The 19,910-nt window shown below is 72.1% G+C and carries 19 protein-coding genes; 6 read left to right on the plus strand and 13 right to left on the minus strand.

Annotation, left to right across the window (positions count from 1 at the left end):
* The first annotated feature begins 51 nt into the window (after window positions 1-51).
* Together ASE25_RS04275 and ASE25_RS04280 are read left to right on the plus strand one after the other, a co-directional pair.
* Window positions 52-1,713, plus strand: coding sequence for a hypothetical protein (locus ASE25_RS04275; protein ID WP_157623309.1), 1,662 nt, complete (start codon window positions 52-54; stop codon window positions 1,711-1,713).
* Window positions 1,714-1,755: 42 nt separating this feature from the next.
* Entirely contained in the window at window positions 1,756-2,196 is a 441-nt protein-coding gene (locus ASE25_RS04280) for an SRPBCC family protein (RefSeq protein ID WP_056823024.1), read from the plus strand.
* Window positions 2,197-2,235: 39 nt separating this feature from the next.
* Here the strand turns inward: ASE25_RS04280 and ptsP are convergent, their stop codons facing one another.
* The 5 genes from ptsP to ASE25_RS04305 form a co-directional block, all read right to left on the minus strand.
* A complete protein-coding gene (gene ptsP, locus ASE25_RS04285) occupies window positions 2,236-3,942 on the minus strand; it encodes a phosphoenolpyruvate--protein phosphotransferase (protein ID WP_056823025.1) in 1,707 nt (568 codons plus the stop codon).
* 5 nt (window positions 3,943-3,947) lie between these two features.
* A complete protein-coding gene (locus ASE25_RS04290; protein WP_020141825.1) occupies window positions 3,948-4,217 on the minus strand; it encodes an HPr family phosphocarrier protein in 270 nt (89 codons plus the stop codon).
* Between the two features lie 75 nt (window positions 4,218-4,292).
* Window positions 4,293-6,383, minus strand: coding sequence for a fructose-specific PTS transporter subunit EIIC (locus ASE25_RS04295; protein ID WP_056823028.1), 2,091 nt, complete (start codon window positions 6,381-6,383; stop codon window positions 4,293-4,295).
* Window positions 6,384-6,452: 69 nt separating this feature from the next.
* Complete coding sequence (gene pfkB, locus ASE25_RS04300) at window positions 6,453-7,397, minus strand: 1-phosphofructokinase (protein ID WP_056823031.1); 945 nt, start codon at window positions 7,395-7,397, stop codon at window positions 6,453-6,455.
* Window positions 7,394-8,155 (minus strand): DeoR/GlpR family DNA-binding transcription regulator, encoded by a 762-nt coding sequence (locus ASE25_RS04305; RefSeq protein ID WP_056779207.1) that lies wholly within the window; start codon window positions 8,153-8,155, stop codon window positions 7,394-7,396. Before ASE25_RS04305 ends, pfkB begins: the two co-directional genes overlap by 4 nt.
* Before the next feature lie 267 nt (window positions 8,156-8,422).
* Between ASE25_RS04305 and ASE25_RS04310 the strand changes: the two genes are divergently transcribed.
* Window positions 8,423-9,349 carry an alpha/beta hydrolase gene (locus ASE25_RS04310; protein WP_056823032.1) on the plus strand — a complete coding sequence of 309 codons (927 nt, stop codon included), beginning with the start codon at window positions 8,423-8,425 and terminating at the stop codon, window positions 9,347-9,349.
* Between the two features lie 69 nt (window positions 9,350-9,418).
* On the opposite strand, the gene ASE25_RS04315 is transcribed toward ASE25_RS04310, so the two are convergent.
* Window positions 9,419-11,203 carry an alkaline phosphatase gene (locus ASE25_RS04315; RefSeq protein WP_056823034.1) on the minus strand — a complete coding sequence of 595 codons (1,785 nt, stop codon included), beginning with the start codon at window positions 11,201-11,203 and terminating at the stop codon, window positions 9,419-9,421.
* Between the two features lie 183 nt (window positions 11,204-11,386).
* Between ASE25_RS04315 and ASE25_RS04320 the strand changes: the two genes are divergently transcribed.
* On the plus strand, window positions 11,387-11,575 hold the full coding sequence (locus tag ASE25_RS04320; RefSeq protein WP_020141819.1) for a hypothetical protein: 189 nt from the start codon (window positions 11,387-11,389) through the stop codon (window positions 11,573-11,575).
* A gap of 36 nt (window positions 11,576-11,611) precedes the next feature.
* Here ASE25_RS04320 and ASE25_RS23140 read toward each other — a convergent pair whose 3' ends face one another.
* From ASE25_RS23140 to ASE25_RS04335, 3 genes are read right to left on the minus strand one after another with little or no spacing between them, the layout of a single operon-like run.
* Window positions 11,612-13,228, minus strand: coding sequence for a DUF4389 domain-containing protein (locus ASE25_RS23140; RefSeq protein ID WP_200958962.1), 1,617 nt, complete (start codon window positions 13,226-13,228; stop codon window positions 11,612-11,614).
* A 5-nt stretch (window positions 13,229-13,233) separates the two neighbouring features.
* Window positions 13,234-13,719: a hypothetical protein gene (locus ASE25_RS22645; RefSeq protein ID WP_056823037.1), complete on the minus strand. Its 486-nt coding sequence runs from the start codon at window positions 13,717-13,719 to the stop codon at window positions 13,234-13,236.
* Window positions 13,716-15,140, minus strand: coding sequence for a cyclic 2,3-diphosphoglycerate synthase (locus ASE25_RS04335; RefSeq protein ID WP_056823878.1), 1,425 nt, complete (start codon window positions 15,138-15,140; stop codon window positions 13,716-13,718). Before ASE25_RS04335 ends, ASE25_RS22645 begins: the two co-directional genes overlap by 4 nt.
* A gap of 186 nt (window positions 15,141-15,326) precedes the next feature.
* Here ASE25_RS04335 and rocD point away from each other — a divergent pair, with 186 nt between their 5' ends.
* Both rocD and ASE25_RS04345 read left to right on the plus strand, forming a co-directional pair.
* Window positions 15,327-16,547: an ornithine--oxo-acid transaminase gene (gene rocD, locus ASE25_RS04340; protein ID WP_056823039.1), complete on the plus strand. Its 1,221-nt coding sequence runs from the start codon at window positions 15,327-15,329 to the stop codon at window positions 16,545-16,547.
* 72 nt (window positions 16,548-16,619) lie between these two features.
* Window positions 16,620-16,859 carry a hypothetical protein gene (locus tag ASE25_RS04345; RefSeq protein WP_056823041.1) on the plus strand — a complete coding sequence of 80 codons (240 nt, stop codon included), beginning with the start codon at window positions 16,620-16,622 and terminating at the stop codon, window positions 16,857-16,859.
* Between the two features lie 29 nt (window positions 16,860-16,888).
* On the opposite strand, the gene ASE25_RS04350 is transcribed toward ASE25_RS04345, so the two are convergent.
* The 4 genes from ASE25_RS04350 to ASE25_RS04365 form a co-directional block, all read right to left on the minus strand.
* Window positions 16,889-17,521, minus strand: a complete 633-nt coding sequence (locus ASE25_RS04350) for a hypothetical protein (protein WP_056823881.1) — start codon at window positions 17,519-17,521, stop codon at window positions 16,889-16,891.
* 310 nt (window positions 17,522-17,831) lie between these two features.
* Window positions 17,832-18,980, minus strand: a complete 1,149-nt coding sequence (locus ASE25_RS04355) for a hypothetical protein (RefSeq protein ID WP_056823043.1) — start codon at window positions 18,978-18,980, stop codon at window positions 17,832-17,834.
* 94 nt (window positions 18,981-19,074) lie between these two features.
* Window positions 19,075-19,599: a 2'-5' RNA ligase family protein gene (locus ASE25_RS04360; protein WP_056823045.1), complete on the minus strand. Its 525-nt coding sequence runs from the start codon at window positions 19,597-19,599 to the stop codon at window positions 19,075-19,077.
* Between the two features lie 68 nt (window positions 19,600-19,667).
* The gene (locus ASE25_RS04365; RefSeq protein ID WP_056823046.1) at window positions 19,668-19,889 is read right to left on the minus strand and encodes a hypothetical protein; all 222 of its coding nucleotides are present in this window, start codon (window positions 19,887-19,889) and stop codon (window positions 19,668-19,670) included.
* Window positions 19,890-19,910: the final 21 nt, after the last annotated feature.

Genomic DNA, 19,910 nt, shown 5'->3' on the forward strand with positions numbered 1-19,910 from the left:
GATCCCAGCCAATGTCCTGCGGACGCGTGGCGTGAGCGGTTCCATGGGGTGATGACGCAGGTGGGACTTCGCACCCGGCTGGGAGACGGCTTCCGGGCGAGAGCGCTCCGGGTGGGCACGTCCAACCTCGAGCGCGCCGTCAGGGTCGTGGTGCTCCTGGGTCATGCCTGGGCAGCACTGCTGTGCCTCATGATCGCCACCGGTTGGCGCGGACGCGCCGTGCTCAACGAGATCAGCGGGGACACGTACTGGCCGTGGCAGTCGATCGTCACCGTGGTTGCCCTGGGCGTGGTCATGGTGACGATCAGCATCGGTGCCGTACGCTCTGCCCCACGTCAGCGCGTCGTGCTGAGTGGCGCCGCACTGATCATCGCCCTCTTCACCATGGACGCCCTGTCCCTGGGGTCGGCGCGGCTGTGGCTCGTCGCACTCGGACTCGCTTGCACTGCAGCGGCGCTCACGCTGCCAGCGGGAGGGCGCAACCACGAGGCCGCGCGCTGCTCCCTGGCGTCCGCGCCTGCGGTCATGGCACTCGTCGCCACGGTCCGGAGCTCGGACGTCGACCAGGCGCTCGCCGCGATCCGAGGCCGCAGCCTCGCTCCGGCGGCGTCAATCCTCCTGTCGCTGCTGACGATCTTCGCCCTGGCTACCTCGGTCGAGGGGCAGCGGGAGCGCACCGGCCGTTTGCTGCGCTGGCGCGTCACCCGGCAGGCGGTGATCGCGGCGGTGGTCCTCAAGCTCCTGCTCCTCGCAGGGCTCTACCTCCACGTGACGGGTGGATTCCTCGGCGGAGAGGTCTTCTGGCGACCTCGCGTCGACCAGCCCCTGTCCTGGTTGCATGCCGCGCTCGTTGCCGGGTTGATGGTGTCCGTCGCCGCATGGAGTGCGCGTCGCCCCTTGGCTGCGGGCGGTTTCCCGCCGCGGCTCGCCGCTGTCTCGCTCGGCGTCGGCATCATGGAGGTGGCGGCCCTCGCGACGCTCGTCGCGATCACCGTGGTGGGGACCGTCGTGCCCTCGGCCGACACCAGCTCCTTCTTCGGCCTGCCCAACTGGGTGATCGACCACGTCGAGCGGGTGCAGGTCGTCATCGCGGGCGTCATCCTTCTCGCGGCCCTGGCCGAGCTGCTGGTTCGACGCGCTCTGAGCGCAGGCCTCTACCTCTGGCTCGCGGCGGGGCTCTGGCTGGTCCCCGCCCTGATCGGGATCGCCTTCGCGTCCGACACCTCTCCCACGGCCTGGGCGGCTCCGGGCCAGGTGGAGGCCGTCGTGACCGTCGCCGTGCTCGCGATGGTCGTGACCGGCCGGACGGCGGGTCTCCAGCCTCGAGCCCTGATGGTGCTCGTCGTGGTCCCCTTCGTCGTGCTGCACCTGGACAGCTTCTGGCCGGACGCGTGGATGGACCACGTGACCCAGATCGCGGTCGTTGCGGCGGTCGTCATCGCCCTGTGGCTCAACCCGCCGCCCGCCTACGCCGACCAGCGCCGCAACGAACGCAGTCGCTCGTTGCTCGTGGCCGGGCAGGTCGGGCTGCTCACGCTCTACCTCTACCTCTTCAACGACGCTCAGCTGAGCGGCGTCCTGGGGTCATCGACGACGATCGCCTGGCTCTGGCTCGGCATCCCGATCACGGCCGTCCTCACGGCACGCGTCGCCGGCCGAATGGGGGCCGGCCCCGAACCGACAGCCACGGCCTCCGAGCCGGGTCACGCGTGACGCTTCGACCCGCGTGACGGGCCGCGGCAGTACGGTTCGCGCATGGAGTTCACCCAGGAGGTCGTCGTCCAGGTGCCGCGGGCGCGGTTCATCGAGCTCTTCGACGACCCGGACAACCTGCCGAAGTGGCAGGAGGGCCTCGTCTCGTTCGAGCCGATCCACGGCGAGCAGGGCCACCCGGGGGCCCAGTCGCGGCTGACCTTCCGGCGTGGGCGCGGCACCCTCGAGATGGTCGAGACCGTGACGCGCCGGGACCTGCCGTATGCGTTCGAGGGCACCTACGACGCCAAGGGCGTCCACTCGACGACGCGCAACGAGTTCCACGAGGCCGGTCCCGACGCCACGCGCTGGGTGACCCACAACGACTTCGAGTTCCACGGCGTCATGAAGGTCGTCGGCCTCGTGCTCGCCAAGAGCTTCCCGAAGCAGAGCCTGTCGATGATGGAGGCGTTCAAGACCTTCGCCGAGTCGCAGCCGCGCTAGCGGCCACGACCCGGCCCAGGTCGTCTCAGGGCAACGGGCTCAGAGCAGGTCGGTGAGCTCCGTCCGCGCGGCCTCGCGCACGGCCGTGAGGGCGTCGATGGCGGTGCGCGCCCCGCGAGCCGCGGCCGCGAGGTCCTGACACTCGGCCACGGAGTGGAGCGACAGGGCCAGGCGCACGACCGGCACCTTGCTCGGCGCCATCGACAGCGACGAGACCCCGAGGCCGACGAGGACGAGGGCGAGCAGGGGGTCACCGGCTGACTCGCCGCAGACCCCGATGGGGCGGCCGGCTCGGGCGGCCCCCTCGCACGCGAGCCCGACGACGTCGAGGACGCCCGGCTGCCACGGGTCGAGCAGGTCGGACAGCGCGCCCTGCATGCGGTCGGCGGCCATCGTGTACTGAGCGAGGTCGTTGGTGCCGAGCGAGCCGAAGTCGACCTCGCCGAGCACGTCGTGGGCCCGCAGCGCTGCGCCGGGCACCTCGATCATGACGCCGGCCTTCGGCAGCCCGTTCTCGCGGACGCGGCGCGCGAACCACGCCGCCTCCTCCGCCGTCGCGACCATCGGGGCCATGACGCGCACGTCGGCCCCGGTCTCGCGGGCGGCGATGGCGAGCGCCTCGAGCTGGGCGTCGAGCAGGTCGGGCCGCTCGGCCGAGAGCCGCAGGCCGCGACGCCCGAGCGCGGGGTTCTCCTCCGGCCCGAGGTCGGCGAACTTGAGCGGCTTGTCGGCGCCGGCGTCGAGGGTGCGCACGACGACGCGCCGGCCCTCGAAGGGCGCGAAGACCCCGCGGTAGATCTCGGTCTGCTCCTCGACCGTCGGGGCCTTCGTCGCCGAGAGGTAGACGAACTCGGTGCGGAAGAGCCCGACGCCCTCGAGGTCCTGCGCGCCGGCAGCGACGGCGTCCTCCACGCCACCGATGTTGGCGAGCAGCGCGATCTCGGCGCCGTCGGAGGTCCGCCCGGCCCCGGAGAGGTGCGAGAGCGCCTCGGCGCGACGCGCCGCCCGCTCCCGCTGGGCGGTGACGAGCTCCATGTCGGGGTCGATCGTCACTTCACCGGTGTCGCCGTCGAGCGCGACGGGCGTGCCCGGGGCGATCTCGGTGGCCCCGGCGAGCTGGACGACGGCGGGGATCCCCATCTGCGCGGCGAGGATCGCCGTGTGGCTCGTCCGGCCGCCGGCCTCGGTGATGATCCCGACGACGAGCCGCCGGTCGAGCGTCGCCGTCTCGGCGGGCGCGAGGTCCTCGGCGACGATGACGCTGGGCTCGGTGAAGGAGGGTACGCCGGGGGCCGGGACCCCGAGCACCGCGGCGACCGCGCGTGACCCGACGTCACGCAGGTCGGCCACCCGCTCGGCGAAGTAGCCGCCGAGCGCCTCGAACTGGGCGGCATACGTCTCGACGGCGTTCTCGATGGAGTGCGCCCGACCGTGCCCGGCGGCGAGCTCCTTGGCCGCGGCCTTGACGAGGCCCTTGTCGCGGGCGATGAGGGCGGTCGCCTTGAGGATCTGCTGGGCCGTGTCGTCGACCCGGGTCGCCCGCTCCTCGAGCGAGACGGCGACCGACTCGAAGGCCGCGCGCACGTCGGCGAGCGCCGCCTCCTGGTCGTCGACCGCCGTCTCGTCGGCCGGCGGCCGGACCGGAGGTGCGACCTGCACCACCGGTCCGTACGCCGTGCCCGGACTGACACCGATGCCGTGCCTGGTCTCCGAAGGAGTCTCCGAACGGGTCTCCGACTCGGCCATGCTCGTTACTCCGCGTCGAGGTCGCGCGAGAGGAGCTCGACGAGCGAGTCGAGCGTCTCGTCGGCGCCGTCGCCCTCGGCCGTCAGGACGACCTCCTCGCCGTGCCTGGCCCCGAGGGCCATGACGCCGAGGATGCTCGTCGCGTCGACGGGGTCCTCGCCGGGCTTGGCGATCTCGACGTCGAGCCCGGAGGCGCTCGCGGCCTCGACGAAGAGGGCGGCCGGGCGGGCGTGGAGGCCCACCGAGGAGGCGATGGTGACGGTGCGGGTAGCCATGGACGTGCTCCTTCTATGGATTCAGGTGGTCGTGCTGTCGATGTGGATCAGACGGCGATCGAGCTCACGCCCTGGTCAGACCGTAGCGCTCGCGTCGACCTCTGCAAGGTGCGTGTCGCGGGACTTCAGTGCGACGACGATCGCGGTCATGACGAGGACGCCGATGACCAGGGCGAGCAGGAAGAGGAGGAAGTTGCCGATGAGCGGCAGCACCCAGATGCCTCCGTGCGGGGCCCGGAGCGTCGCGCCGAACATCATCACGAGGCCACCGGTGACGGCGGAGCCGATCACGGAGGAGGTGATGATGCGCACCGGGTCGGCCGCCGCGAACGGGATGGCTCCCTCGGAGATGAACGAGGCGCCGAGCAGCCAGGCGGCCTTGCCGTTCTCACGCTCCGGCTCGGAGAAGAGGTGCGGGCGGACCGTCGTGGCGAGGGCCATGGCGAGCGGCGCGACCATGCCGGCCGCCATGACGGCGGCCATGATCTTCAGCTGGGGAGCGTCGGACACCGTGCCGGCCGTGGCGAGGCCCGCGGTGGCGAAGAAGTAGGCCGCCTTGTTGACCGGGCCACCGAGGTCGAAGCCCATCATGGCGCCGAGCACGATGCCGAGCAGCAGCGCGCTCGAGCCGCTCATGTTGTTGAGGCCGCTCGTCAGCGCGTCGCTCAGGGCCTTGATCGGACGGCCGAGGACGGTGATGAAGAGCCCGGCGGTGATGAGGGTCGACAGGAGCGGGATGACGACGACCGGCATGACGCCCCGGACCCCCTTGGCCACCTTCCAGTGGGCGATCCAGCGGGCGACGAAGCCGGCGAGGAAGCCGGTGGCGAGGCCGCCGAGGAAGCCGGCGCCCATCGTCGCGGCAATGGAGCCGCCGACGATGCCGGGCACGAGGCCGGGACGGTCGGCGATCGCGAAGGCGATGAAGCCGGAGAGGATCGGCACGAGGAAGCCGAACGAGGCGCCGCCGATGACGAAGAGCAGGCCGGCCCACGACTCGAGGCTGAAGGCGCTGAAGCTCTGCGTGATGTTGTACTTCCCCTCGGCCGTCAGGCCGTACTTGACGATCTCGATCGGCCCCTGCTCACCGAGGGCGACCTGGGCGAGCATGAACGACAGGGCGATGAGGATGCCGCCTGCTGCGACGAACGGGATCATGTAGGAGACACCGGTCATCAGCCACTGGCGGATCTTCGTACCGGTGCTCGCGCCGCTCTCGACCTTCGAGGTCAGACCGCCGGAGGGACCACCGGCAGCGGCGGCCGCGACGGCGGCTGTGCGCTTGCTCGGGTCGGCGTCCCACTCGGTGACGAGCTGCTCGGCCTGGGAGACGAGCGCCGGGCCGTCGGAGATGCCCTTCTTGACGCCGACGTCGACGAGGGGCTTGCCGGCGAAGCGGCCGGCGTCCTTGACGGGCAGGTCGTGGGCGAAGATGACGGCGTCGGCCGCCGCGATCTCGGTCGCGCTGAGCGGCGTCGAGCCGGCGGAGCCCTGGGTCTCGACCTTGATCGTGTGACCCGCGGCCTTCGCGGCGTTCTCGAGGCCCTCGGCCGCCATGTAGGTGTGGGCGATGCCGGTCGGGCACGAGGTGACCCCGACGAGGTTGAGCACGCGCTTGGCGGCCGGTGCTGCTGCAGCGCCCGTGGTGTCCGTGCCTGCGGCACCAGCACCGGCACCGGCGGTTCCCGCGGCCCCGGCGGCCGCGGCGGCCATGACCGGCTGGTCGAGCTCGACCTCGGCGCTGACGATGCGGACGACCTCGGCCTCGGTCGTCGCGGCGGCGAGCGCCGCCTTGAAGTCCTTCTTCATGAGGGCGCGGGCGAGCTTGGGCAGCATCTGCATGTGCGCGTCGCCGCCGCCCTCGGGGGCCGCGATGAGGAAGACGAGCGTCGCGGGACCGTCCTTGGCGCCCCAGTCGATGCCGTCCGTGCGGCCGAACACGAGCGACGGCTCGGTGATGGCGGCGCTGCGGGCGTGCGGGATGCCGATGCCGCCGGGCAGCCCGGTCGCCATGGTCTCCTCGCGCTTGCGCACGTCGCCCAGGAAGGCGTCGAGGTCGGTGCACCGGCCGGAGGCGACGAGGCGCTCGCCGAGCGTCCGGGTCGCCTCGTGGCGATCGGCACCGGTGAGGTCGAGGACGACCTGGTCTTCGGTGATCAGGGACATGGTGTTTCCTTTCGGACGATCAGGACGATCGGTGCTTGTCGTTCCGGGTGTTCGGCGTCTCGTGGCGCGTCAGGAGAGGACGCGGTCGAAGTCGGGCTCGCGAGTCAGCTCGGCGCGTATGCCGTCGAGGTCGTCGGGTGAGGGCACGCGGCTTCCGGGGAGGGTGACCGCCGCGGCGCCCCACGTCACCCCCGTCATGAGGGCGTCCGCCGGGGTGAGCCCGGTGGACAGGCCGTGGAGCAGGCCGGCGAGCATGCAGTCGCCGGCGCCCACGGTGGACAGGGGGGCCGTGATCGTCGCGCGTGCGTGGGCGCACTCGTCGGCGGTCACGAGCAGGGCGCCATCGCCGCCGAGGCTGACGGCCACGACGTCGATGCCACCGGCGACGAGCTCACGGGCGGCGTCGCGGACGTGGCCCAGGGTGGTCAGGTCGTGGCCGACGAGCTCGGCGAGCTCCTCGTGGTTGGGCTTGATGAGGTGCGGCTTCGCGGCGACGGCGGCGGCGAACGGCGCGCCGGACGAGTCGATGGCGACCCGCAGCCCGCGCTCGCGCACCCGGCCGACGAGGCCGGCATACAGGTCGGTGGGCGCTCCGGGAGGGAGGCTGCCGCAGCCGACGACCCACTGGGCGCCGTCGGCGTGCTCGAGCGTCGTCGCGAGGAGGGACTCGACCTCGTCGGCCGAGAGGTCGGGGCCGGGCTCGTTGAGCTTGGTCGTCGTGCCGTCGGGCTCGAGGACGCTGATGTTCATCCGGACCGACCCGCACACCGGCACGGAGACGTGGCCGACCCCGGCCGCCTCGAGCAGCTCCTCGAGGAGGTGCCCCTCGGGTCCTCCGCTCGGCAGGACCGCGATGGTGGAGCCGCCCTGCGCGGCGAGGGCGCGGGAGACGTTGACGCCCTTGCCGCCCGGGTCGATGCGGCTGCTCGTGGCGCGGTGCACCTCGCCACGGCGGAGCGCGTCGATGAGGACGGCCCGGTCGATGCTGGGGTTGGGCGTGAGCGTGACGATCATGCGGTCACCACTTCCGGTCCGGCCGCGCGGATCTCGGCGGCGACGTCGTCGTCGAGGTCGGTGTCGGTGATGACGACGTCGACGTCGGCGAGCTGGGCGAATCGGTGGAGGTGGTCGTCGCCGGCCTTGCTCGAGTCGGTGAGGACCACGCACTTGCGGGCGGCGCCGACCATGGCGCGCTTGACGAGCGACTCGGACTGGTCGGGCGTCGTCAGGCCGCGGGCGACGGACAGGCCGTTGGTGCCGATGACGGCGACGTCGACGACGACGTCGGCGAGAGCGCCGGTGGCCCAGTCGCCGACGGCGGCGCCGGTCGTGCCGCGGACGCGTCCACCGAGGAGGTAGAGCTTGATGCCGGGGTGGGTCGACAGGACGGTCGCCGCGGCGAGGCTGTTGGTGAGGACGGTGAGGTCGAGGTCGGGCGGGAGCATCTCGGCGACGGCCAGGGTCGTCGACCCGCCGTCGAGGATGATGCTGCCGCCGCTGGGCAGCTCGTCGAGGGCGCGGGCCGCGATGCGGCGCTTGACGTCGGCGAGGCGGCCGGAGCGGGTGGCGAGGGTCGGCTCGACCTCGAGGCGCTCGACGGGGATCGCACCGCCGTGGACCCGGCGCAGGGAGCCACGACGCTCGAGGGCGGTGAGGTCGCGGCGCACGGTCTCGGCGGCGACACCCAGGGAGTCGGCGAGGGCGGTGACCTCGACCCGGCCGGCACGACGTGCCTCAGCGATGATCCGCTGCTGCCGCTCCGCTGCGTACATCGGACTCCCTCGTCCTGTGTGTTTCCCATCGTGCCCTCTGGGCCCGTGACACAAGGAAACCACCGGCTCGGCGTGAAGTAAATAGATTCGGGCACCCGTTTCTGTTGATTTCTGCGAGTGGAGCGGGCTAAACGGGCATACCGGGCGGGCCGCGCCCGTGCCCGAGCCAAGACCGAGCCACCTCGTGAGCAGACGCTCCCCCGAGACGCGGCGGACGGCATACGCTGCCGCTCGACGGCCAGTCACCGAGCAGATCGAGGACGATCCATGCAGAGCAGCACGTTCACGCTGACCACGCCCGACGGCACCGACGTCTTCGTCAACCGGTGGCTCCCCGACGGTGACGCGAGGGCGGTCGTCCAGATCGCGCACGGCCTCGCCGAGCACTCGAGCCGCTACGCCCGCTTCGCGCAGCGCCTCACCGACCACGGGTATGCCGTCTACGGCTCCGACCACCGCGGGCACGGCAAGACGTCGAGCCCACGCGGCTCCTTCGCCGAGCGGGACGGCTGGCAGACGGTCATCGACGACCTGCACGCCGTCACCGACAAGGCCCGCGAGGAGCAGCCGGGGCTGCCCGTCGTCCTCGTCGGCCACAGCATGGGCTCGTTCATCTCGAGGGGGTATGCCGCCCAGTACGGTCCCGAGCTCGCCGGCCTCGTGCTCACGGGCACCGCCGGCGGCGCCGGCGCCATCGGCAAGGTCGGCGTCTTCCTCGCCTCGACCCAGTCCAGGCTCCGCGGGCACCAGCACGCGAGCGGCCTGATGAACACGCTGAGCTTCGGGCAGTACAACTCGGCATTCAAACCGACCCGCACCGACTTCGACTGGCTCTCGAGGGACCCCGCCGAGGTCGACAAGTACATCAACGACCCCGACTGCGGATTCGTCTTCAGCGCAGGCGGATTCGCCGACCTGCTGCGCGGGCTCGAGTCGGTCAACACCGACCGCGTGGCCTCGCGCATCCCCAAGGACCTGCCGGTCCACCTCGCCTCGGGCGACCAGGACCCGGTCGGCGCCAACGGCAAGGGCGTGCAGCAGGTCGCCGACCAGCTGCGACGGCTCGGCGTGCAGGACGTCACGGTGAAGCTGTGGCCGCAGGCCCGCCACGAGATCCTCAACGAGACGAACCGCGACGAGGTCGAGGTCGAGATCGTCGACTGGATCGACGCCCACCTCGCCGCTCAGGGCTGACCCACATCGCGAGCGCACGGCAGCGCCCACTCGACCACGAACGTCGAGCGGGCGCTGCCGTTCTGGTGGTCAGCCGCCGCGCGGCAGGTCCGAGCGCGGGCCGACCGGCCCGGTCGCCGGCGAGAGGCGGCGTGTGCCCGCGAGCGTCTGGAGGCTGCGCGTGTAGGTGGGCACGATCGTCGGGACGACGCGCGGGTCGGGCTGGGCGCTCGTCGGCACCGGGGTGTGGTGGTAGTCGGCCTGCACGCGCTCGGGCGTCACGTCGATGACGACGTAGCCGTGGCTGACCCCGTCGATGTAGCGCAGCCACGGGTTGAGCTGCTGCGCCGCGTTGATGGCTTGCCGGGTCACGGCCACGACGACCTCGGGCGGCTGTCCGGCGAGCTGCGACGTGCGGCCGAGCACCTCGAAGAAGCCGTCGCTCGTCACCGACGGGCAGACGAACTCGACCCCCGCGGAGGCGTAGGCCGTCTGGCCGGGTGACGACCTGACGGGAAGGTCGCACGAGAACGACGCGTGGATGTCGCCGGTCAGCACGACCGCGTCACCGGCGGCCGGCGGCTGCGCGGCGAGGTGGTCGAGCAGGCTCGTGCGATCGGCGGTGTAGCCGTCCCACTGGTCGGCGTTGACGAAGGTCATCCCGGCGGCGCCGAGCGCGGCACCCGGGTAGAGGACCGGCGCGACCATGACCTGGTTGCCGAGCAGGTGCCACTGGCGACCCTGCTCGGCGAGGCCCTCCTTGAGCCAGGTCAGCTGCTCCGGCTCGGGCAGGTGCCGGGCCGGCGAGGCGATGGCCCCGTCGATCGCCGGGCTGACCCCGATCGGGACGAACCCGTCGAACGGCACGTCGGGCACGGTCACCTGGGCGCTGCGGTTCTGCCTCGTCTCGAGGATCGAGAGGTCGCCGAGGGCGCCGAACGTGAACCGCTTGAAGAAGCGCGTGCCCCGGTGCGGCACGGACTGGTCGGGCATCCGGAACGGCATCCACTCGAGGTAGGCCTGCATGGCCTGGGCCCGGCGCGCGAGGTAGTCGCCCTCGCCCGCCTGGTGGTTCTGGGCCCCGCCGGCCCACGCGTTGTTGGCGACCTCGTGGTCGTCGAAGATCGTGATCCACGGCAGCTTCTGGTGCGCAGCCTGCGCGTCGGGGTCGGCCTTGTGCAGCGCGTGGCGCAGCCGGTAGCCGGTCAGGTCGATGGTCTCGGTCGCGGGCTGGCCGTCGCGGACGCCGACGAGCGCGGCGGGGCCGTAGCGGTCGGCGCCGTTGCCGTACTCGTAGATGTAGTCGCCGACGTGGAGCACGAAGTCGAGGTCGTCGCGGGCGGCGATGGCGCGGTAGGCCGTGAAGAAGCCGCCCGTGTAGTTGCTGCAGCTGACGAGGGCCATCCGCAGCGCGTGGGTCTCGCCCGCGATGTCGCCTGCGGTCTGGGTGCGCCCGACGTCGCTGAACTCACCGAGCGACTGGAAGCGGTAGAAGTAGCGCGTGTAGGGGTCGAGCCCGGTGACGTCGACCTTGACCGTGTGGTCGCTGTCGGGCGTGGTCATGACGGTGCCGTGGGCGGCGATCCGCGTGAAGCGCTGGTCGCGGGCGACCTGCCAGCGCACCGGGATCGACCGACCCAGGCCGCTGCCCGGAGTGGCGACGGGCTCTCCGGGTCGGGCCGGTGGCGTGGCGCGGGTCCAGATGATGACGGAGTCGGCGGTGGGGTCGCCACTGGCGATCCCGTAGCCGAAGATGCCCCGACTCGCCGGCGCCGCAGCGGCGGCCGGGTCGAAGACGCGAGGGACGGCGAGGGCGGCGGTGGCCGCGGCCACACCCTTGAGGAGGGTGCGCCGGTCGAGGGACGGCGTTGTCATGCCCTGGAGGCTATGCCCGCCCGGTGACCGCCAGGGGCCTACGCGTCGACCGGCATCGGGCGACCGCGTGACCGACCGTGGTCGGCGACGGCATACGGCCTCCGGGGGCGCCGGCGCGTGGGGTGACGTGGCGGGTCCGGCGACGTAGCGTCGGCACATGAGCACCTACCTGCGGGTCCGGTCATGACCCGCCCGGTCCGCGTCATCGTCGGCGTCCTCGTGCTGCTCGTCGGAGCGCTGTGGACGCTGCAGGGTCTCGGCTACGTCGGCGGCAGCGCGATGTCGGGCAACACGCTGTGGGCCGTCATCGGGCCGATCGTCGCCGTCGCGGGTCTCGGGCTCGCGCTGTCGCGACCTCGCCGCCGCCCCTGACCGAGGCGGCAGGAGCCCTGCGGCGAGGTCAGCCGGTCAGCCGACGCGGGTCGGGCCGGTCGGGCGGACGGCGTCGTCGGCCACCGGCGGTGGGAGCGCGGGGGGTGGCGGCGGTCCCGGCAGTCCCGGGGGCACCTCGGCACCACCCTCGTCGAGCTGGAACGGCGGGTAGACGTCCGTCATGAGCGCGGCGTAGGCGATGACGCGGTAGACCCACCGGTTGAGGCCGGCGACGAGGTCGAAGAGCGCTCGCGGGTAGTGGCCGGCGAAGAGGAGCGACAGCCCCGCGACGAGGACGAGCAGTCCGAGCAGGCCTCCGCTCAGGATGTTGAGGCGACCGTTCCCGTCGGTGTCCCTCGCCCAGGTCCATGCCCACGAGCCGCCACCGACGAGCAGGCCGACGATGAGGTAGTGCGGGATCGCGAGCAGCCACCACTTGACGAGGACGAGCCCCCGGGAGAGCCGCCCCGGGTAGGCGATGTCGAGCCGCGCCGGATAGTCGGGCTCGTCGTCCAGGCTGAACGGCGGGTAGCGGTCGGTGCCGAGGCCGCCGCTGCTCGCGTAGTAGGACACGCGCCAGGTCCACCGGAGCACCCCGAGGTTGAAGTCGAAGAGCCCGCGGGGGTAGCGACCGGTGAAGAGGATCGCGAAGAACGCGAAGACACTGACGACCGAGAACGCGATCCACAGGAAGCCGAGCACGATGACGTGCGGGATCGCGAGGAACCACTTGACGAGCCACAGCCACCGCGAGAGCGGCTCGTCGAGGCGCGCATCGAGCGCGACCGGACTCACGGCTCGGGGGTGCGTCGACAGCGACGTCGGTGCGGCGACGGGGGACGCCTCGACGGTCGAGGCGGGCCGGACGCCGTCCGGCGGCGCGATGCCGCCAGGCTGGGGCGGCCTGGTGCCGTTCGCGCCGCGGACGATCAGGGCCACGGCGACCCCAGTCAGCACGAGACCGATTCCGAGCATGACGAGAGCGAGGGGCAGGAGGAAGCCGGCCCGCACCCCGACGGTGGCGGCGACGGCGACTCCCGCGCTCCCGTCGGCGTTCATGATGACGGCGGCCCACTGGCCCCCGGTGACGCGCCAGGACAGCTGCTGCTGGCCGGCACCGGTGGCCGAGGTGGTCCAGAAGGTCTGCGTCGTCGGGGCGGCCACGGTCGAGGCGCCCGGAGTCGCCCGCAGCACCGCGGCGCTCGCGCTCCCGTCGCGGGCCCGCGCGATGCCGACGACCTGCTCGTGGGCGACGCCCTGGAGGTATGCCGTGAGGTCGCCCGCCGGTGCCACGCCGAGGAACACGTCCGTCCCGGACGCGAGCGGACGTGCCGTGAGCCGGAGGTCGAGGTCGAGCCGGTCGAGCACCCAGGCGGGCACGTCGGGACCCGTCTCGACGACGATGTCCTCGGCGGTGATGGCCGGCGACTGGCTCGTGAGAGCAGGGAGCGTCAGGGAGAGGTAGCCCGCGTCGTCCCGACCCACGGCATACGTGATGGCGAGGCCGGCGCCGCCGAGGAGCAGACCGAGCCCGGGCAGGATGAGCAGGCAGCCGATGACGAGGGCCGCGATGTGGCGCCCAGCGGGATGGAACCCACCCGTCGGGCCCGGAGGGGCGATGGGGCCAACGGGGTTGGGACTGGTGGTGGTCACGACGATCACATCCTCGGGAAGCGGCCCGTGACGAGCCGCACGATGGCCTCGACGATCCCGACGACGCTGCCGACGACGCCGATCGCGAGCAGCACGCGCGCGACGACCTCCCAGCCGGTGCCGATGACGTCGAGCGGGAAGACCTGCCACATCTGCACCAGGGCGATGAGGCCGAAGCCGATGGAGATGATGTCGCCGAAGGCCCGCGGACGGGGCTGGTCGACGACGACGTTGACGAGGTCGGCGATGGCTCTCGCGATGATCGAGGCGTTGATCGCGCCGATGACGAGGACCGTGCGCGGGGTGAGGAACGGCACGACCTCCCAGCCGGGCCAGACGTTGATGAGCAGGAGCATGACGAGGCTGGTGAGGAGCGACCCGGCGTAGCCCGCACGCCGGCCTCGCTGGGGTACGGGCGCACGGGGGTCGAGCTCGTGGCCGGTCCGGTGGTCTCGCGAGTCGGAGGGCAGGTGTCCGGTCGGCGTGGTCATGACGCGCTCCCGGCGAACGTGGAACCCGCATGGGTGCCGAGGACGTCCTGGACGTCGAGGGGTAGCGCGGTCCGGAGCGCGGCCGCGAGGCCACCGGGCACGATCTCGCGCAGCTCGTAGCGAGCCCGCACGAGGGGTGCGGGCACCGTCAGCACCCGGGTGAGGTCGATGGGCGTGCCGCTGACGACGGCTTCGCACTCACCCGCGACGACGGCCGACCGGATCGTCGCCTCGAGGTCGCGCACCTGGCCGCCGCCGTAGCCCATGGCCGGCAGGACGCCTCGCGCGTTCGGGTACTTCGCGTAGGTCGCGGCGATGGACCCCACGGCATACGGGGTCGGGTCGACGATCAGGGCGGCACCGGCCGCGCGCGCGCCGACGACGCCGGCGCCGTAGGTCATCGAGCCGTGCGTCAGGGTCGGTCCGTCCTCGACGACGATGACTCGGCGGCCGTGGACGGCGGCGGGATCGTCGACGGTGACCGGGCTGTCGGCGCGCAGCACCGTGGCACGGGGGTTGAGGGCGCGCACCGATGCCTCGACGGCCTCGATGTCGGCGGTGCGGGCCGAGTCGCACTTGGCGATGACGACGACGTCAGCCATCCGGACGTTGGCCTCGCCCGGGTGGTAGGCCGCCTCGTCGCCGGGTCGCAGCGGGTCGGCGAGGACGACGTGGAGGTCGGGGACGTAGAAGGGGAGGTCGTTGTTGCCGCCGTCCCAGAGGATCACGTCGGCCTCCTGCTCGGCCTCGCGGAGGATCCGCTCGTAGTCGACGCCGGCGTAGACGACGACGCCCGCGTCGAGGTGCGGCTCGTACTCCTCGCGCTCCTCGATCGTGCAGTCGTGGCGGTCGAGGTCGGCGTAGGTCGCGAAGCGCTGGCACGCCTGGGCGGCGAGGTCGCCGTAGGGCATCGGGTGTCGGACCGCGACGACGCGCTGGCCGAGGTCGAGGAGCAGCCGGGCGAGGTAGCGCGTCGTCTGGCTCTTGCCGACGCCCGTGCGCACGGCGGTCACGGCTACCACGGGCTTCGTACTGCGCAGCATCGTGCGCCGGGCGCTGTGGAGACGGAAGTCGGCGCCGGCGGCGATGCAGCGTGATGCGAGGTGCATGACCTGCTCGTGCCGCACGTCGGAGTAGGCGAAGACGACGACGTCGACGTGCTCCCGCTCGACGAGGTCGGGCAGCTCGGACTCCGCGACGATCGGAATGCCTTGCGGATAGAGCGATCCCGCGAGCTCGGGCGGATAACGGCGGCCGTCGATGTCGGGGATCTGCGTCGCGGTGAAGGCGACGACCTCGGAGGCAGGGTCGTCGCGGAAGACGACGTTGAAGTCGTGGAAGTCCCGGCCGGCCGCGCCGAGGATGACGACGCGAGTCCGGGCTGCACGGTAAGTGTCGGTGCTGGGGCTGGTGGTGCTCATGGCCATCTCCACGGCTGGGTCACCGACGTGACCGACACACCTCACCACGGGTAGTCCTGGCTGCGGGACCCGCCTCTTCGAGTGTGCCACCGGGGCGTCGTGGCGGCGATGGTCCGAGAGCGGGATCACCCCGGTTTCGAGTCACATTCGGCCGCCGCCGGAGCGGGCCGGTGCCACGATCGAAGGGTGAGCGACACGGCGGCACGAACCGGGACCACGCACGAGCACGTCTCCTTGGCGCAGAGCTGGATCGCCAACAACTACAGCCCGTTACCCGTCGTCATCGCATCTGCCGAGGGCGCCTGGGTGACCGACGTCGACGGCCGCCGCTACCTCGACGCGCTGGCCGGCTACTCGGCGCTCAACTTCGGTCACCTCCACCCGACGCTCGTCGCCGCGGCCCGGTCGCAGCTCGACCGGCTGACGCTGACGAGCCGCGCCTTCCACAGCGACCGGCTCGGGCCCTTCTGCAGGGACCTCGCGACCCTCGCCGGCAAGGAGCTCGTGCTGCCGATGAACACCGGCGCCGAGGCCGTCGAGACGGCGATCAAGACGGCGCGACGGTGGGGCTACGAGGTCAAGGGCGTGCCGGACGGACGGGCCCGCATCGTCGTCATGGCCGGCAACTTCCACGGCCGCACGACGACGATCGTCAGCTTCTCCGACGACCCTCTCGCGCACGACCACTACGGCCCCTACACGCCCGGGTTCGACATGGTGCCCTTCGGTGACCTCGAGGCGCTCGAGGCCGCGATCACCGACGAGACCGTCGCCGTGCTCCTCGAGCCGATCCAGGGCGAGGGCGGCGTCATCCTCCCGCCGGACGGGTGGCTGCGCGACGTGCGCCGGCTGACCCGGGACCGGAACGTGCTCATGGTCGCCGACGAGATCCAGTCGGGGCTCGGTCGCACCGGCACGACCTTCGCCTGCGACGTCGAGGGCGTCGTGCCCGACATCTACGTCCTCGGCAAGGCACTCGGCGGCGGCATCGTCCCGGTGTCGGCGGTCGTCGCGGACCGTGACGTGCTCGGCGTCTTCACGCCCGGCAGCCACGGGTCGACCTTCGGCGGCAACCCGCTCGGGGCGGCGGTCGGGCAGGCGGTCGTCGGACTGCTCTCGACCGGCGAGTTCCAGCACCGGGCGAGGCACCTCGGCGCGCTGCTCGACGACGGGCTGCGCGACCTGATCGGGCACGGCGTCGACGCGGTGCGCTGTCGCGGCCTCTGGGCCGGTGTCGACCTCGACCCGGGCCTCATGACCGGGCGCGAGGCGTCGCACCGACTTCTCGAGCACGGCGTCCTCGTCAAGGACACGCACGGCTCGACGGTGCGCATCGCTCCCCCGCTCGTCGTCGGCGAGATGGAGCTCGAGATCCTCCTCGACGCCTTCCGGGCGATCCTGCGCTGAGGGGTCGATCCTGCATCCGTCTTGCGACCCGCGTTCCAGCACCGAGAGCTCCACCGTCCCTGAGGAGGGGTCATGGCACAGAAGAAGTGGTCGGACCTGACGAGCGGCCAGCAGCGGGCGATCCTCGTCGCGGGCTGCGTGCAGCTGTCGCTGGCGGCGACGGCATGGGCCGACCTGGCCCGACGGCCGGCGAGCGAGATCGTGGGGAGCAAGGGGAGGTGGGCCGCGATCATCGCGATCAACTTCGTCGGACCGCTCGCCTACTTCGCGAGGGGACGGCGGGTGGTCGCCCCGGAGGCGTCGGCCGCCTGAGTCGCGATGTCACGCGTACGGAGTGCGGCCTACGCCATGGCCGCGCGCTCGGCGCGGTCGCGGATGCCGCGGAGCATCTTCTGGCTCATGAGGGAGCTCGCGGCCGAGACCGGCTCGACGAGGAGCGGCGACCAGCGGTGGGTGTAGGCGAAGCGCTCGCGGGTGATGAGCCGTGTCGCGCGGTGCGGGTGCCGGCGCAGGACGAACGACCACGTGAAGTCGTACGGCGCGGCCTCCGGGTCGCCGGGCACGGCCGGCGCGGCGTGCAGCACGAGTGAGCGCCCGGGTTCGACCGAGGCGACGGCGAGGGCGACCTGCGGGTGGAGGCGCACGAGGTCACCGACGGCGAGCTGCTGCCATTCGGGGGCGATGGCGTCGGCGCTGTGCAGTCGGCAGCCGGCGAGGTTCTCGAGCCGGTCGTAGCTGTAGAAGCCGCCCCGATCGGCACCGAGCTGCACGACCCACGGCCAGACGTCCTCGGGCGGCGCTTCGATGGTGATGGCGCGCGTCGCCACGAGGCCGGCGACCGGGAGGATCTCGTCGCCCGGGAGGTGCTCGCGCGTCTCCTCGGTCGTCGCGCCCCAGTGCAGCGCAGACCAGCGCAACGTCACCACGGACAGGACCGCGGCGCCGGCGACCAACGGTGCGACGAGGCGCCTCATGATCTTCACGGTAGTCCGGAAACCGTTGGCGGTCGGCGAGATCCGCGTCACCGTCGGGTCGGGCGCCGGGGCGGCGTCGACACGAAACACCCCGGAAAGTGTTGGAGCCCGGCTCGCGTTCGCGAGTCCGGGCTACCAGTGACGGTTCACGTACCACAACGGGCCAACCGTCGAAGTCTTGGTCTTCCTGGGAACGAGTGTCCCGCCCCAGGGCGACCGCGCCAGAGTGACACGCCGGTGTCGGCGCAGTTCGTGGAAATGACGCAAGATGGCACAAACGGACCAGAAGTGACTAGTCCCCTATGCCTTCTCAGCTGATCGGCGACCCCGTTGCGAGACCAGTGAGAGCGCCGTCGGGGACGACGCGGACGCAGCCCCACTCGAGGCCGAGCCGGTCCATGACGGCCTGGCTCGTGACGTGACGCAGGCGGCCGCCGTCGACGAGCCACACCGGGTCGGCGGACCGCTCGCGCAGCAGGGTTCGGTCGAGCGGCATCTGGCGCAGGCCACTGAGGGACCCCTGCGGGATCTCGCGGACCTTGCCCCAGTCGAGGCCGAGACCCTCGAAGACCTCGGGCGACGGGATCCAGAAGGCCTTGCCGCCGTAGACGACGTGGATCGGGTCGGTGCCGCGCTCGCGGACGAGCGTGCCGTTGCCGGGGTGGGTCGCGACGTGGGCCATCGACCCGGGCTTGGCCGACACGACGGCGTCCCAGCGCAGCCCGCACGCGTCGAACTCCGCGGGTGACGGCACCCAGAACTGGCCCCCACCGCGGATCACCATGATGCGCGGGTCGGTCGAGTCGTGGATGACGCGGCCGTCGGCGAGGTAGCCCGGCACCTTGCGGGTGTAGCTCTCGACGAAGAGCCCGCGCCACGTCTTGCCGTTGCTGCCGGTGATGGCGCGCTCGGCCGGGTCGTCCACCGACGTGAGCTTGAGCCGCACCTCCTGGCCCGGGTTGTTATTGTCGTAGACGAGGACGTAGGTGTAGCGGCTGTCCTGCTCCCAGCCGTACGCGACGACCTGGTGGTCGTTGCCGAGCTCGGTGACCGAGCGGGCCTGGGTGAGTCCGAGCAGGACCGGCTGGCCGGAGTCGAGACGCGCCTTGAGCTTGGGCAGCTCGTCCTCGCGGGTCATCCGGGCGACGCCCTTGCCGCGCAGCCACGTCGGGTGGTCGAGGCTCGTCGCGTACTGGACGAACGTCAGGCCGTTGTCGACGAAGGTGTCCATGAGCCGGGAGTAGATGTAATCGGCGACGAGCGAGCCGTCTTGCGGCAGAGTGCCGTTCGTTGACATGGCGAGGCCGGCGTACCAGTAGTCCATGGCGGCGGCCGCCATGCCGCCGCAGCGGCCGCGGGTCGTGATGTCGACCCCGACGGCCGGGATCCGCAGGACGTGGTTGGTGAAGCCGTTGCTGAAGGCGAAGCCGTTCTCGGCGGGCGTGAAGCTGATGCGCATGGTCGTGTGTCTCTCCCCGAAGGTTTGGTTGGTCGGGGAGAAGAGACGCGGGCGCCCCTGTCGATACTGGGCACCGGTACTCATACCGGTCTCGTCAGGGCACTCCGGACAGGTCCCACGTCGTGCCGTCGGTCGTGTCGATGAGAGCGGCCCGGTCGCACCGGAGCGTCAGGGGCAGCCGGTCGGACACCGCGTCGACGACGACCTGCAGGCGCGCCCCGGGCACCCCGGTCGTGGCCGACACGTGCGGCATCCAGTGTCCGGGCTCGTAGTGCCGGTGGATCGTGGCGCCGGTCCGACGCAGCGCCTCGACCGCCCGGGCCTGCCGCGTGGCGAGAGCGACCGAGGCCGAGCCGGCGAGCGCCACGCGTCCGCGCGGGAAGACGACCGTGCCCTGCACCGAGACCTCGACCGGCCCGCCGTGGCCCAGCCCGGCCACGGCGGCGCCGGCCGCCTCCTGGTCCCAGGTCAGCAGGACGGCATACGACAGGTGGGGCACGTGGTGGCCGTGGGTGTGGGAGAGCAGCGTCGGGACGCCGTCCTCCTCGAGCCGCTCCCAGAGTGCGCGGACGGCGCGGTCGGACCTGCGGTCGAGCAGCAGGCAGAGCGCGAGCGCCATGGCCCATTGTGCGCACGCCGCCCGGCGACGGGGCGCCGTCGGCACGTATCACCGGCCCCGCTCGACCGTCAGATCAGAAGGGGCACCGTCGAGGCGCCCGGTACGAGGAGGGCGAGCCCGATGCCCGAGCAGATGGACCACCACATGACCTCGCAACGACCGGACCGGACCCGGTGGCGCCGGACCGCGATGCTCGCGCTCGCCGCGGTGACGGTGGTCCCGTCGTCGCTCTCCGCGTGTTCGACGGCACCGCCGGGTGCGACGCCGAGCCCGGCGACCGTCACGGTCACGCGCCCTCCAACGCCGCTCCC

It is taken from the genome of Terrabacter sp. Root85, assembly GCF_001429185.1.
GTDB lineage: Bacteria > Actinomycetota > Actinomycetes > Actinomycetales > Dermatophilaceae > Terrabacter.

Excerpts from the sequence above, each read along its gene's own strand:
- ASE25_RS04355 (WP_056823043.1), bottom strand. The coding sequence starts at position 18,980 with ATGCGCATCAGCTTCACGCCCGCCGAGAACGGCTTCGCCTTCAGCAAC.
- ASE25_RS04315 (WP_056823034.1), bottom strand. The coding sequence starts at position 11,203 with ATGACAACGCCGTCCCTCGACCGGCGCACCCTCCTCAAGGGTGTGGCC.
- ASE25_RS04275 (WP_157623309.1), top strand. The coding sequence starts at position 52 with ATGACGCAGGTGGGACTTCGCACCCGGCTGGGAGACGGCTTCCGGGCG.
- ASE25_RS04345 (WP_056823041.1), top strand. The coding sequence starts at position 16,620 with ATGGCACAGAAGAAGTGGTCGGACCTGACGAGCGGCCAGCAGCGGGCG.
- ASE25_RS04280 (WP_056823024.1), top strand. The coding sequence starts at position 1,756 with ATGGAGTTCACCCAGGAGGTCGTCGTCCAGGTGCCGCGGGCGCGGTTC.
- ASE25_RS04310 (WP_056823032.1), top strand. The coding sequence starts at position 8,423 with ATGCAGAGCAGCACGTTCACGCTGACCACGCCCGACGGCACCGACGTC.
- ASE25_RS04295 (WP_056823028.1), bottom strand. The coding sequence starts at position 6,383 with ATGTCCCTGATCACCGAAGACCAGGTCGTCCTCGACCTCACCGGTGCC.
- ASE25_RS04360 (WP_056823045.1), bottom strand. The coding sequence starts at position 19,599 with ATGGCGCTCGCGCTCTGCCTGCTGCTCGACCGCAGGTCCGACCGCGCC.
- ASE25_RS04320 (WP_020141819.1), top strand. The coding sequence starts at position 11,387 with ATGACCCGCCCGGTCCGCGTCATCGTCGGCGTCCTCGTGCTGCTCGTC.
- ptsP (WP_056823025.1), bottom strand. The coding sequence starts at position 3,942 with ATGGCCGAGTCGGAGACCCGTTCGGAGACTCCTTCGGAGACCAGGCAC.
- pfkB (WP_056823031.1), bottom strand. The coding sequence starts at position 7,397 with ATGATCGTCACGCTCACGCCCAACCCCAGCATCGACCGGGCCGTCCTC.
- ASE25_RS04305 (WP_056779207.1), bottom strand. The coding sequence starts at position 8,155 with ATGTACGCAGCGGAGCGGCAGCAGCGGATCATCGCTGAGGCACGTCGT.
- ASE25_RS04335 (WP_056823878.1), bottom strand. The coding sequence starts at position 15,140 with ATGAGCACCACCAGCCCCAGCACCGACACTTACCGTGCAGCCCGGACT.
- ASE25_RS04350 (WP_056823881.1), bottom strand. The coding sequence starts at position 17,521 with ATGAGGCGCCTCGTCGCACCGTTGGTCGCCGGCGCCGCGGTCCTGTCC.
- ASE25_RS04290 (WP_020141825.1), bottom strand. The coding sequence starts at position 4,217 with ATGGCTACCCGCACCGTCACCATCGCCTCCTCGGTGGGCCTCCACGCC.
- ASE25_RS22645 (WP_056823037.1), bottom strand. The coding sequence starts at position 13,719 with ATGACCACGCCGACCGGACACCTGCCCTCCGACTCGCGAGACCACCGG.